Source organism: Cedecea davisae (assembly GCF_044095835.1).
Taxonomy (GTDB): domain Bacteria; phylum Pseudomonadota; class Gammaproteobacteria; order Enterobacterales; family Enterobacteriaceae; genus Cedecea; species Cedecea davisae.
Window position 1 is genome coordinate 1,512,041 of sequence record NZ_CP172054.1, and the last position, 13,154, is coordinate 1,525,194.

A 13,154-nucleotide genomic window follows, 5' to 3' on the forward strand; every position below is an offset into this window, starting at 1 on the left:
TCGATCTCATACCGTTTGGAACGGGGCTGCGGGAATTTTTCTGAGCGCCAGGATGCGGCCGCGTGTGGAACCTCAGGATTTAGTGCTGGTGATTAACGGACTCAGTGAGCAATAAAGCGCCGTCCTCCAGACCGGAGCTTTATCTATTCACACGCGCTTTGTTTACTGGCTATCAGTACAGCGTAGCCAGTTTGCGCCTCACGCTGGCGGGCGATATATCGCCATTGTTGTTGTACTGAAAGTCAATCTCGCCCAGGAGTTGATCATAGGTAATACCGTTGGTGCTGGAGAAACTCAAAATCGGCAAAGGGATTGTTGATTTTTTTAGCAGCAACGAACTGACCCGGCGAAATTCTAGTTTTTTTAATCGATAGGATCTTTTCCCATCAGCACTGTGTATCGCTCCTTCCGGGGATTTGACGTTGATTGAATCATGTAAGGCTGGGGGTGTGCCGGGAATAAGCTCGTAGTGAGACACAACATTGATCACGCAAGCCTTATTTTGGCTATCTCTCTCCTGGGAGAGTAAAGTTTTTCTCAAATGATCGATTGTTTCATTCACCAGACTTATTCTTTTATCCACCATCGCCATTTTTTTCAGAGAAAGAACTTTCTTGAGATTTTTCTTACCATCAAGAGTGATGAATATTGGGGTTTTTTCTACGCTGCTAATGTTTTTTGTGTTGTGAAAAACATTATCTAATGCCATTTTTTTATTATTGGTTTGTTGGGTGTCAACCAGAGTCAGACCATCCTTGCTGTAGACTTTACCTAATGCCTTATTTTCCTCCAGTAAGGGTAATGGCTGGCACAGATGCATTCCATTCTCTGTCTCGTACATGGCAACGGGCATGATTTTCCATTCAGCAAACAAATTGGCATTCTGAGAGAGTGTTGTGATCTTTACGTTGCTCTTCTTAGCCGAGAATTCATTCTCTTTACCCACTACTGATTTTGATGTTTTACTCTTTATATTTAATAACTCTAAAGCGAGTCGGGCACCAACGGCGGTACGCGGCATAACCATATACGTGCTGGCATTGGCCATTCCACCTGCCTGTAGTCTGAGTTCACTTTTCGCTTCTATTTTAATAACAAATTCTTTTTCCTTTATTTTTTCAGCCTCAGATTTATTAATAATTATATTCTTAATCTCTGATTTTTTTTGCGGGTTGGAAAATTGCGTGGCAAACTTATAGAAGTTATCTTCCGACAGATCAAATGAAAAATCATTTCCAGAAATACATTTCGCCGCCATTATAGCATTGGCCTCGAAAGGCATTATCGTCATGAAATCTAGACCGGTTGCACTAAGCATAGTTTTTTCTAAGCCCTGCCCACCCCCTGCCAGACCAGTGACAGCAGACTTACGCCTGTTGCTAAATGATAACTTAATATTACCCATGTCTGTTTTTGAAATCGTCAAGTTATGGCTGTTTGATAGCTCACCGACCACACCAGCAAACCACCCGGGAGCGAAAGGTATGCCGCCGGAGGATATACCGAAAAATGCAGCGATTCTGTCAGTTCTGGTCAGATGAATCGCCTCTTTGGGCTTTATTTGTTTTGCCAGATGAAGTAACGACTCTGACGTTTCCGTCCTGGATTCAATACCCAGAGCGTTATCAACCGCTCTGGATAAAGGGTGATTCGGTGACCCTAATATATTGATATTGCGGTCGTATAATTCACCTTTACGAGTGACTTTGCTTCCTTGCAGCCCGGAGGCCGCCCTGATTTTTGCCGAGACGGTAGCGCAAATGCCGCTTACGCCCGGATCAATAGCTTTTGCTGCATGGATCAGGGTTCGTTTCTTTAGACCTTCCGCAGAACAGGACCTGGAACGCTTTATATGAGTTCTAAAATTATCGACGATTGAAGAAAAGAGAGGGATCGTCGTGCTGCTGAAGTTGGCTTTGCGGTCTGAAGTAAACGGGAGACCGGCGTGGTACTTTTCATGTGGGTCATTGCCCAAACGTGATGAGAAATTCTGTGGCGGTTTATGGCTTATTCTACTTACTGAAAGCCTCCTGTTTGATATGTGTTTGGGGTTAATGAAAAATACTCTTCCCTTTTTCCCATTGCTGGTGTTTATTTGCAGGAAGCCCATGGATTTTTTTATACTTATTACGCTAAATCCGAACGGAAGAGGGATTTTTATTTCATATTGCATAAAAGAGTAGTCCTTTATGCTGTTTTCTTTCTTAATAGACTTCAGGTAAAGCTTTCCATTTTTGCAAAAATAAGAAGAGGAAGTGTTTTCGTCAGTTTTAAATGCCAGTTCATCAATTTTATTGTTTTTTCTATGTTCTGAAAAGTTGAGGTTAACAAATTGTTCGCTGGTGTTAATGTTGGTTTCAGGGGCGGATATTTCAATGGAATAGCTTTTTTCAGTTTTTTTGTCAACGCCGATTAATAGCCCATCATCATTTATATAAAGCTCTTTAAAACGTATGTCACACTTGTCATTTATAAGCTGTGCTGTTTTGTATTTATAACCAGAAGTGTTTTTTACGACTAAGCCTTTAAATAAATCATATTGCTTTCCCTTGATTAATACAAGGTGACCCTCATCGTCAATAGACATGCCTAAACTATTTATGGGTAGCATTTTTGCCATGCCACAATATACATAGTTTTTTGAGCTGATATTTTTAGCTAAGGTTTCGTTGTATTTTATTTTCGCCATATGCCGAGTGGATTTGTTATTGCTGGTAAGTGTTAGGCCCTCCTTTAATTTTTCGTGCATCGGTGTTGTCGATGAGTTTTGTATCTCTTTTATCTTGTCGGTGAATGTAACTGCATCGCCTACAGAAAAGGAATGGCGTCGGATTAAATAGTCATTTTTTGCAAGTGTGTTTGCGCTGTAAATATTAGGGGTTAGGTTTAGCATTTATCCTCCGGTTGGGGTTATTCCCTCAGTGATAATGAAGGAGAGGGTAATTGCAAATTACTTTGAAATAATGATTGAGTTATAAACGCGTGAACTTGATCATAGAGTTTTAAGAGCAAATAAGATCTCAATCAATATTGAGTGGCTAATATGTTGGCTATTTTTTATTGTCTTTAATGAAATTCTATTAAAATGAATGATAAATGTTGTGGGGATGTATATAGAGAATAAGCCGCTCCCCTCTGATATAAATAATACCGCTGACTACCGGCTAAATTATAGCTATCAGCGGCTAGCTCCTGCTCTGCCTGGCGGCCAGCTTCGCCGGGCATAAATTTTTCAGCCGCTCTATCAGCCAACGTCCTGCGGGGCCTGGAGGTGAAGCGATGGGGTAAACGCCAAACATTGGCAGCGCCAGCCCGCCCGGCGGAACATCCTCAATAGACAGCTCAACCAGCCGACCTTCCTGAATATCTCGCTGCACCACGTGCGACGGCATACTGCCCCAGCCCAGGCCGTCCAGCAAAAATGCATGCTTGGCTAAAAGGTCGCCCAGCCGCCAGGTGGAAGGCGACATCACGCCAAACTCTTTTCCTTTGGAAAGTTCGGAGCGGTCTGTCAGCACCAGTTGAACGTGTTTACTCAGTTCTGCTTTTGGCACCATGCCTTTGATCTGCGCCAGCGGGTGCTCGGGCGCGGCAACCATCACCAGTGAAACGCCGGTCAGACGTTCGCCGGTTAATGAGTCGGGCATATCCGGCAGCGAGCCGAGAATACCAATGCCCGCGCTGCCGTTAAGTACCGGCTTATAGCCGCCGCCCAGGGCTTCGACAAGCAGTCGCAGCGGCGTGCCCGGAAACTGTTCCCTGAAGGCTTTTGCCGCCGAGGTGATAGCTTCCAGCGGGAAGAAAACATCCACGACTACCGAAAGCTCGGACTCCAGCCCGGAAGACATGCCGCGCGCCCGGGCTTTCATAAAATCAACGCGTGAGACAATGCCCCGGGCATCGGCCAGCAGCACGGTCCCTTCTGCGGTTAACTTCGGATAACGGCCCGAACGGTCGAACAACTGCACGCCAATTTGCGCCTCAAGTCCTCTAATCAGATCGCTTATAACCGACTGCGCCCGATACATTTTGCGGGCTGCGGCAGAAAAGCTGCCCTCATCTACGGCGGCAATGAAAGTTCTGAGTTGATCGAGCGAAATACCGTCCAGCATGGTTGCGCCTTGTTAGCTGTGGCAGGGGGAGAAGCGGAATATAGCCCTAACGCCTGACTTTGTCATCGCGGACATTGGTAAATTCATCCATCGGCTGAGGCGATGGATTGCATCGAAATATAACGGCTATTCGGGTGAAAAAGGCGGTGGCATAGTGGCAGCCATGTTCAGCGAATGCCAAAGAATTGAGCGCGCCTATGTTCACTGCCCTGAAAAAGCTCTTTACCCGTTCATCCACTACTCAGAGTTCCAGCCCGGAGGCTAAAACCATGTCGACCATTCTGCATATTGATACCAGTATCCTTGGCGGTTACTCCGTCAGCCGCCAGCTGTCGGCCGAGATTGTTGCTCGCCAGAAAACCTTGCATCCCAACGCGACAGTTATCTATCGTGACCTGGTCGAAGCGCCAGCGCTGCATCTTTCCGATAAACACATCGCCGCCTTCCAGGGCGCAGAAGTAACCGATGCCGCACTGGGTGCCGACCTGGCCGTTGGCGGCGCTTACATCGACGACTTGTTTGCCGCTGACGTTATTGTTCTCGGCGTGCCGATGTACAACTTCTCCATTCCTTCACAGCTGAAAGCGTGGATCGACCGCGTTTGTGTGGCGGGCCGCACCTTCCAGTACGGCGCTAACGGCCCGGAAGGTCTGCTGCCAAAAGGCAAGAAGGTATTTATCGCTTCCTCGCGAGGCGGCCAGTACACAGGCGACAGCCCGGCGGCATTCCTCGAACACCAGGAAACCTATCTTAAAGCGGTGCTTGGTTTTATTGGCCTGACCGATGTGACCGTGATCCGTGCCGAGGGCGTAAGCCGCGGTGATGAAGTTAAAAACGCGGCGCTTGCCGAGGCAAAAGAGCAGATTGCCGCGCTGTCCTGATAACTGACCTCGCGCCTTAAATCAATTTAACGAGAAACCCGAATGGACAGATACGCTACTAACTTCGCGACCGTGGGTCGTATTGTGATTGCCGCGATTTTTATCGTCAGCGGTCTTGGGAAGATTGCCGCGCCTGAGGCGACGCAGGGCTATATTGCCTCGGTAGGGCTGCCGTTCCCGTTGCTCGGGTACATTATCGCCCTGGCGGCTGAAGTGGGAGGCGGCGTGTTGCTGCTGGTGGGCTATCGCACTCGTTTGATTGCTGCGTTACTGGCAATCTTCACCGTGGCGACGGCGGTATTCTTCCACCACAACTTTGCCGACCAGAACACCGTGCTGCACTTCCTGAAGAACCTGATGATCGCGTCAGGGCTGCTGCAAATCTCCGCGCTGGGGGCAACTTCACTGAGCTTTGATACGCGCCGCCTGCGCCGTCAGCTGCGGTAATTCGCTTTATCAGAGGCCTCTTCAACAGAGGCCTCAATCCGTATTAAAACGCCCGCCAGATAAGTACCGCGATACCGCCAAACAAAATCCATTTGACGATGTAATAAACCGTCTTATTCCAGCTTTTCAGCTTCTTGCCAACGATGCGAATCTGGTAGATATAGCGGAAAGCCCGGTTAATTCCCCCGATCCGATCGTTTTCATCATTAGGCGCAGAGGCGGCGCTCATCAGATTACGCCCCAGCCAGTGGTTGACCCACTGCGCCCAGCGGTAGCGCATCGGTCTTTCGACATCGCAAAACAGGATCAGGCGGTTCTCGCCGCTGGTATTTTCCGCGTAGTGAATATAGGTTTCATCAAACAGCACGCCTTCGCCGTCCCGCCAGCTGTAGCGTTTGCCGTCCACTTCGATAAAGCAGCGGTCATCATTTGGCGTTGCCAGACCCAGATGAAAACGCAGAGATCCTGCGTAAGGATCGCGGTGGCGAGGCAGTCGGCTGCCGTCCGGGAGGGTGGCAAACATCGCCGCCTTGACCGAAGGAATGGCGCGCAGCAGCTCGGTTGTTTTCGGGCAAAGCTGGCTTGCGGATGGGTGGGCGTTTTCATACCACTTCAGATAGAAGCGCTTCCAGCCGGTTTTAAAAAATGAGTTAAACCCGGCATCGCTGAATTTCTCTGCGGCTTTAATTTGCTCCAGCCTTTGCAGGTTTATCCCTTCCTCGCGAATAACATCCCAATTCTGCTGCAAAATTGCCAGCTCGGGGAAAGTCTGCACGTTTAAATAAGGCGTATTGGGCACCCTGGAAAACAGATACATAAAGCCGTTGAGCGGGGCGGTAAAAGTTGAATGATCGGAGAGCTGCCGCCAGAAGCGGAAGCGAACCCGGCCGCGATAATGCACGTAGACCACTGAAATAACGAGAATAAGCAAAATGATATATTTCATATTCTATTATCTGACCGCTGTGTGTTTTTTATCGTTCCCAGCCGAACCTTTATAAAGGTTCAGAGTACCCTGAACACTAAATTCGCATCTGTTGCAGGAATACAGCTTAGCAGTGGTTTTAGCGAAGTAAATAATCGCCGGACAGGTTTGGCGCTTGTCTAAATGCTTGCCCGCTGGCATTATTCTGAACGCGATTAACACAATGTATTAATCACAACATTTTGATTTTAAATGACTCGGGGTGCCCTTCTTTGTGAAGGCTGAGAAATACCCGTACCACCTGATCTGGATAATGCCAGCGTAGGGAAGTCAGATGCCTGTCCGGCGTCCCTTCTTTCACGCCGGACAGGAGCCTTAACCTTATGCAACCTGACCTGCTACCCGGCGCCAGCGCCGCGTCCGTTTTACTTCATCTTCGCCATCATTCCCCGCTGGTTCACTGTATGACCAACGATGTTGTGCAAACTTTTACCGCCAATGTACTGCTGGCGTTGGGGGCCGCGCCTGCGATGGTCATTGAGGCCGAAGAGGCCGCTCAGTTCAGCCCGCTGGCAAGCGCATTACTGATTAACATCGGTACGCTGACCTCTGAGCGGCAGGGCGCGATGCTGGCGGCTATCCAGGCCGCGAACCAGGCGGGTACGCCCTGGGTGCTCGATCCCGTTGCGGTAGGCGGATTAGCATTCCGCACCCGTTTTGCCCATGAAGTTATCGCCCTGAAACCCGCAGCAATACGCGGTAATGCCTCTGAAATCCTCGCGCTGGCGGGTGAGCAGGCCGGCGGGCGCGGCGTGGATAGCACGGACGATGCCCTTTCCGCGCTGCCTGCGGCGCAGAAACTAGCGCGGCAAACCGGGGCGGTGGTCGCCGTAACCGGGGAGACAGACTACGTCACCGACGGCGAAAGGATTATTGCGGTGAGCGGTGGCGGGGAGCTGATGACGCGCGTGGTAGGCACCGGCTGTGCGCTGTCGGCGGTAGTGGCAGCCTGCTGCGCTTTGCCCGGCTCAATGCTTGAAAACGTTGCCAGCGCATGTCGGTTTATGTCACTGGCGGGGGAGCAGGCTATCGCCGTCAGCCGTGGCCCGGGTAGTTTTACGCCCGCGTTTCTCGATGCGCTCTACCAACTGAATGCGGAGGTGCTGGCATGAAACGAATCAACGCCTTAACCATCGCAGGCACCGACCCAAGCGGCGGGGCGGGTATTCAGGCCGACCTTAAAACCTTCTCGGCGCTCGGCGCCTATGGCACCAGCGTGATTACGGCACTGGTGGCACAAAACACTCGCGGCGTGCAGTCGGTCTACCGTATCGAGCCAGAATTTGTTGCCGCCCAGCTGGATTCGGTTTTAAGCGACGTGCGCATAGATACAACCAAGATAGGCATGCTTGCAGAGGCCGACATCGTTGAGGCGGTGGCGGAGCGGCTGGCATTTTATCAGGCGCAAAATGTGGTGCTGGATACGGTTATGCTGGCGAAAAGCGGAGACGCGCTGCTGGCGCCTTCGGCGGTGGAAAGCCTGCGCCGTAGGCTGCTGCCCCGCGTAGCTTTAATTACGCCAAATCTTCCTGAGGCTGCCGCGCTGCTTGACGCTCCCCACGCCCGAACTGAAAAAGAGATGCGTGAGCAGGGCGAAGCGCTGCTGGGTATGGGCTGCGAGGCGGTACTGATGAAAGGCGGCCACCTTGACGATGAGGAAAGCCCGGACTGGTTGTTTACCCGGGGCGACGCTCAGCGTTTTACCGCGCCACGCGTTCAGACCAAAAATACCCACGGCACCGGCTGCACTTTATCTGCCGCGTTAGCCGCGCTGCGTCCGCGCCATGATGATTGGGGGCAGACCGTGGCTGCGGCAAAAATATGGCTATCGAAAGCGTTGGCGCAGGCGGATTCGCTGGAAGTCGGGCACGGCATTGGGCCGGTGCATCACTTCCATGAGTGGTGGTAACCGGTGTCATGCTGGCTTTACTCCTGGAAAGGGTGCAAAAGTGCGCTTTAACTGGCGAATCTGCGCTGCGGGTACCAGGATTAGGGCTGCCCACATTTTTTGACTGCGTGGGCCGGGATTTTTCTTGCGCGGAGGGCAGGGTGCCCGCCGCCGTTACGGGAGCGTATTATGACTGATATTGCGCAGTTGCTTGGCAAAGACGCCGACGGCTTGTTACAGCATCGTTGTATGACTATTCCGGCAGATCAGCTTTACCTGCCCGGTGCGGACTACGTTGACAGAGTCATGGTCGACAATAATCGCCCGCCAGCGGTGCTGCGAAACATGCAGACGCTGTACAACACCGGGCGTCTTGCCGGAACGGGTTACCTTTCTATTCTTCCTGTCGATCAGGGTGTTGAGCACTCCGCCGGTGCTTCTTTCGCCGCGAACCCACTCTATTTTGATCCGAAAAACATTGTTGAGCTGGCCATTGAGGCCGGGTGTAACTGCGTGGCTTCAACTTATGGCGTGCTGGCCTCGGTTTCACGCCGCTACGCGCACCGCATCCCCTTCCTTGTGAAGCTTAATCACAACGAAACCCTTAGCTACCCAACGACTTATGACCAAACGCTGTATGCCAGCGTTGAGCAGGCGTTCAATATGGGTGCCGTAGCGGTTGGGGCGACGATTTACTTTGGTTCACCCGAGTCTCGCCGGCAGATAGAAGAGATTTCTGCCGCCTTTGAGCGCGCGCATGAACTGGGGCTGGTTACCGTACTGTGGGCCTACCTGCGCAACCCGGACTTTAAAAAAGACGGAGTGGATTACCACGTAAGCGCCGACTTAACCGGGCAGGCTAACCACCTTGCGGCAACCATCGGGGCCGACATCGTGAAGCAGAAAATGGCCGAGAACAACGGCGGCTATAAAGCGGTGAACTTTGGTTATACTGACGAGAAAGTCTACAGCAAACTGACCACCGATAACCCAATCGACCTGGTTCGTTATCAACTGGCAAACTGCTATATGGGGCGCGCGGGGCTGATTAACTCCGGCGGTGCGGCGGGCGGTGAAACCGATCTCGCGGATGCGGTTCGCACGGCGGTTATCAATAAACGAGCGGGCGGCATGGGTCTGATTCTGGGGCGTAAAGCATTCAAGAAATCAATGGCCGACGGCGTGAAGCTGATCAATGCGGTGCAGGATGTCTATCTGAGCGGCAAAGTGACGATAGCGTAAGAATGAACAGCCGTACCTTCGCGGTACGGCTGAGTTTTCTTTATCCCAATAGCGCGCAGTTTGGCGGTAACCGGCAGGCCAGAGCGCCGGGATGTACTTCGATTCGGAAGCGCTTGCCGCTCAGCGGCTCTCCGTCCAGATTAAAAGTAATATCGTGCGGAGCAGAAATTTCAAACCACGCCGATTTTGCTTCTACCACATTGGGTTTTTCTTCCGGCCGCGTTAACGTCGTCAGCAGCGCCGGGAGTAAATCTTCCCCGGTAAAAATTCGCAGTTCAAGCAAACCGTCGTTGATCAGCGCCTCGGGGCAAAGCTGCTGGCCGCCGCCAGCCTGACGCCCGTTGCCGATGCCGATCACCAGCGCGTCGCCCTGCCAGCTAAAATTGTCTCCACGAATATCACAGCGATCGGGCTTTAGCATATCCATACGCATGAGTCCGTGAATGAAGTAGGAGACGCCGCCGAGTGCCGCTTTCAGCTTTTCAGGCGTTTCAGTGGTGATGCGGGTGCCAAATCCACCGGTCGCCATGTTGATGAAAAAGGCGTGGTCATTGACCTGTACCAGATCAATATCCGCCGCTTTGCCAGCTATTGCCAGGCGCAGCGCTTTTTCAAGATCTTCCGGGATACCCGCGCTGGTGGCGAAGTCGTTGGCCGTCCCGAGCGGTAAAATACCCAGAGCCGGGCGCCTGTCAGGGGCGAGTTTTGCGAGGCAGGTAGCGACTTCGTTGATGGTGCCGTCGCCGCCTCCGGCCACCACGGTATCCACGCCGAGCTCCAGCCCTTCTTCGATATAACGTTCCGCGTCGCCCTTCTCCCAGGTCACTCTGATATGCAGCGTGTAACCTTCCTCGCGCAGTGTTTTCACCGCTTCACGCAGCAGCGGGTCACCGGCACCCTTGCCGTTTAATACCAAAAGTGAAAGTGGAAATGTCTCCATGACTTACCTCAGAAAAATGAGCATTATCAAAGTGTAGAGCAAACCGGAGCCGGAGGAGTAAGAACTGGCTGAATCAGCAGAAAAAAGCGTGTGTTTAAGAGGAACGCGAAGGCTTTCAGTATCGTTGCGGTAGTGCGATATATGTACAATTAATTGCTATTGAAGTCGGTTGGAGATAAAATAACAGCAGTTAGTGGAAGCAGTACGCGTTCTTACTGAGGCGACCAACCAAAGTGGAGCGATAAAAACCCAACCTTACCCGTTGGGTTTTTTTATGTCTGCAAGCGGGCTTAATTGTTTGAATTTTAATCTCCCACCCCTATAATCCATTTTGTTAGTGTGGTTAATCTCTGGTGTAGCTTGTTCGCGTTTATGGCCATTGAAATGGATTTCTGCGCTTATGCAAGGTTTGCGGAAATGTGTTCAAGTCCTGGCTGGGTTACGAGTGGTGTCGGTTCAGAGCCTCAACCAGAGTGCGTACTGTTTCCACTAACAATGAAGCGACGCCGTTAATCAGGCGATTCAAAGGCTTTAACAGCGATATCGCGCTCCTGTTACTGGAGCAGACGGATGAAAGCATTCCTTGAAGTAGCTGTCATCGTTCTGAAAGCACTTGTTGCTTTTATCGAGCTGATTCTGGCTTGCTTGCCATAAGCAGCCTGGAAACGTAACTAAGGCCACCGGTTTACCGCCGGTGGCCTTTAATATTTATGCTCACAAAAAAGAAAGCCTGCGCAAGGGAGATTGCGCAGGCCAAGGAGGTGGTTCCTGGTACAGCTAGCATTTATCGGTTATGTTTTTCAGCTCGCGGATAATAACGTCATCTTGTGTAACGGTATGTGATCGGTTTCTAAGAATGATCTTAGCGCGAAAAAATAACCTTAATTAACTAGTTAGCGTGCGGTTTACGGGTTGTCTGACCAGCCAGATTGCGCATCAGCAGCGCATAATCCAGCGCGATGTCCTGGGGTACAGGTATCCATACGGTATGACCGTCGCCCGGGGCCACTTCAATCGGTTCCGCCTTGCCGTTTTCCATTTTATCCAGCTGGAAGGTGATGTTGCCCTGCGGGGTCATCATTTCCAGGCTGTCGCCAAACAGGAATTTGTTTTTTACCGCCACCGCAGCAAGCTCGCCGCGGCGCTCGCCGGTGAATTCTCCGACGAACTGCTGGCGCTCAGAAATAGAATGGCCGTATTCGTAGTTCTGGTGGCTGTCGTGGGTGTGGCGACGCAGGAAGCCTTCGGTATAACCGCGGTGGGCCAGGCCTTCCAGCGTTTGCAGCAGCGTCGGGTCGAACGGCTTGCCCGCGGCGGCATCGTCAATGGCGCGGCGATAAACCTGAGCGGTACGTGCGCAGTAGTAGTAAGACTTGGTGCGCCCTTCGATTTTCAGCGAGTGTACGCCCATTTTGGTCAGGCGCTCTACGTGCTCGATGGCGCGCAGGTCCTTCGAGTTCATGATGTAAGTGCCGTGCTCGTCCTCAAAGGCGGTCATGTATTCGCCAGGGCGCTGGGCTTCTTCCACCATAAACACTTTATCCGTCGGCGCGCCGACGCCGAGCGTAGGCTCTACGGTTTGTACCGGAATCGGCTCGTGAACGTGAACGATATTGCCGATATCGTCCTCTTTGCCTTCCTGAACTTTATATTCCCAGCGGCAGGCGTTGGTGCAGGTGCCCTGATTAGGGTCGCGCTTGTTGATATAGCCGGAGAGCAGGCAGCGGCCAGAGTAGGCCATACACAGCGCGCCGTGAACAAAAATTTCCAGCTCCATCTCAGGAACCTGCTCGCGGATTTCGGCAATTTCGTCGAGCGACAGCTCGCGGGAGAGGATGACGCGCGTCAGGCCCATCTGTTTCCAGAATTTCACTGTGGCCCAGTTGACGGCGTTGGCCTGCACCGAGAGGTGAACGTCCATCTCCGGGAACGCTTCACGCACCATCATTATCAGCCCAGGATCGGACATAATCAGGGCGTCTGGCCCCATGTCGATGACCGGCTTGAGATCGCGAATAAAGGTTTTCAGTTTGGCGTTATGCGGGGCGATGTTAACCACCACGTAGAATTTTTTACCCAGCGCGTGGGCTTCATTAATGCCCAGCTGCAGGTTCTCGTGGTTGAATTCGTTGTTGCGCACGCGCAGCGAGTAGCGAGGCTGGCCAGCGTACACGGCATCTGCGCCATAGGCGAAAGCGTAACGCATATTTTTCAGCGTTCCCGCCGGGGATAGGAGTTCCGGTTTAAACATGAATTTCTCGTTCTGATATCAGGTCAGAACCGCCCCACCAGGTGGAACGGCTAAAGTCGAGTGGATTACCACAATTTAAGGGCGGGAATTGTAGCGCCGTGGGGCGGGGGAGTAAACCTTCTTGCTAAGTCAGGCTATCAGCGGGATGCCGACAAAAAGCAGCGACGCGAAGGCAATGTTCTCCGTGTATTCTTTTAACGCCTCGGTATTTTCTTTGAAGTGAGCGATGAAGTTTTCCAGCGCCTCGGCTTCATCCGCCGCCCGAGTTTCGAAACCGATTTTTTGAAACCCGTCGGCGGCCAGCTGCTTTTTCTCTTCTGCACCGAGAGATGTTTTCGGGTAGATATTGAAGGCAATATCTTTGCTATAGAAAACATACTTTTCCACGATGAACTCCTTGAAGGGAAG

At 51.7% G+C, this 13,154-nt stretch carries 11 protein-coding genes and 1 riboswitch; of the genes, 5 read left to right on the forward strand and 6 right to left on the reverse strand.

The window, feature by feature from the left end; genetic code table 11:
* Window positions 1-172: 172 nt before the first annotated feature.
* Together ACG1VR_RS07565 and ACG1VR_RS07570 are read right to left on the reverse strand one after the other, a co-directional pair.
* Window positions 173-2,893, reverse strand: a complete 2,721-nt coding sequence (locus tag ACG1VR_RS07565) for a hypothetical protein (RefSeq protein WP_395490593.1) — start codon at window positions 2,891-2,893, stop codon at window positions 173-175.
* Window positions 2,894-3,185: 292 nt separating this feature from the next.
* On the reverse strand, window positions 3,186-4,112 hold the full coding sequence (locus ACG1VR_RS07570; RefSeq protein ID WP_172569475.1) for a LysR family transcriptional regulator: 927 nt from the start codon (window positions 4,110-4,112) through the stop codon (window positions 3,186-3,188).
* A 197-nt stretch (window positions 4,113-4,309) separates the two neighbouring features.
* Here ACG1VR_RS07570 and ACG1VR_RS07575 point away from each other — a divergent pair, with 197 nt between their 5' ends.
* Window positions 4,310-4,993 (forward strand): FMN-dependent NADH-azoreductase, encoded by a 684-nt coding sequence (locus tag ACG1VR_RS07575; protein WP_016537273.1) that lies wholly within the window; start codon window positions 4,310-4,312, stop codon window positions 4,991-4,993.
* Window positions 4,994-5,035: 42 nt separating this feature from the next.
* On the forward strand, window positions 5,036-5,440 hold the full coding sequence (locus ACG1VR_RS07580; protein WP_016537272.1) for a DoxX family protein: 405 nt from the start codon (window positions 5,036-5,038) through the stop codon (window positions 5,438-5,440).
* A gap of 43 nt (window positions 5,441-5,483) precedes the next feature.
* Here ACG1VR_RS07580 and lpxO read toward each other — a convergent pair whose 3' ends face one another.
* On the reverse strand, window positions 5,484-6,386 hold the full coding sequence (gene lpxO, locus ACG1VR_RS07585) for a lipid A hydroxylase LpxO (protein WP_279050539.1): 903 nt from the start codon (window positions 6,384-6,386) through the stop codon (window positions 5,484-5,486).
* 227 nt (window positions 6,387-6,613) lie between these two features.
* Window positions 6,614-6,710: riboswitch (TPP riboswitch) on the forward strand.
* 38 nt (window positions 6,711-6,748) lie between these two features.
* Between lpxO and thiM the strand changes: the two genes are divergently transcribed.
* The 3 genes from thiM (at window position 6,749) to fbaB (ending at window position 9,555) form a co-directional block, all read left to right on the forward strand.
* The gene (gene thiM / locus ACG1VR_RS07590) at window positions 6,749-7,537 is read left to right on the forward strand and encodes a hydroxyethylthiazole kinase (RefSeq protein ID WP_395490594.1); all 789 of its coding nucleotides are present in this window, start codon (window positions 6,749-6,751) and stop codon (window positions 7,535-7,537) included.
* Window positions 7,534-8,334, forward strand: a complete 801-nt coding sequence (gene thiD / locus ACG1VR_RS07595) for a bifunctional hydroxymethylpyrimidine kinase/phosphomethylpyrimidine kinase (protein ID WP_016537269.1) — start codon at window positions 7,534-7,536, stop codon at window positions 8,332-8,334. Before thiM ends, thiD begins: the two co-directional genes overlap by 4 nt.
* A 168-nt stretch (window positions 8,335-8,502) precedes the next feature.
* Window positions 8,503-9,555, forward strand: a complete 1,053-nt coding sequence (gene fbaB / locus ACG1VR_RS07600) for a class I fructose-bisphosphate aldolase (RefSeq protein ID WP_216376141.1) — start codon at window positions 8,503-8,505, stop codon at window positions 9,553-9,555.
* Between the two features lie 40 nt (window positions 9,556-9,595).
* Here the strand turns inward: fbaB and yegS are convergent, their stop codons facing one another.
* The 3 genes from yegS to ACG1VR_RS07615 all read right to left on the reverse strand — a co-directional run bounded on the left by yegS (window position 9,596) and on the right by ACG1VR_RS07615 (window position 13,133).
* Complete coding sequence (gene yegS, locus ACG1VR_RS07605; protein WP_395490595.1) at window positions 9,596-10,495, reverse strand: lipid kinase YegS; 900 nt, start codon at window positions 10,493-10,495, stop codon at window positions 9,596-9,598.
* An 889-nt stretch (window positions 10,496-11,384) separates the two neighbouring features.
* Window positions 11,385-12,746: a tRNA 5-hydroxyuridine modification protein YegQ gene (yegQ, locus tag ACG1VR_RS07610; protein ID WP_016537265.1), complete on the reverse strand. Its 1,362-nt coding sequence runs from the start codon at window positions 12,744-12,746 to the stop codon at window positions 11,385-11,387.
* A gap of 129 nt (window positions 12,747-12,875) precedes the next feature.
* On the reverse strand, window positions 12,876-13,133 hold the full coding sequence (locus ACG1VR_RS07615; protein ID WP_395490596.1) for a hypothetical protein: 258 nt from the start codon (window positions 13,131-13,133) through the stop codon (window positions 12,876-12,878).
* Window positions 13,134-13,154 lie beyond the last annotated feature (21 nt).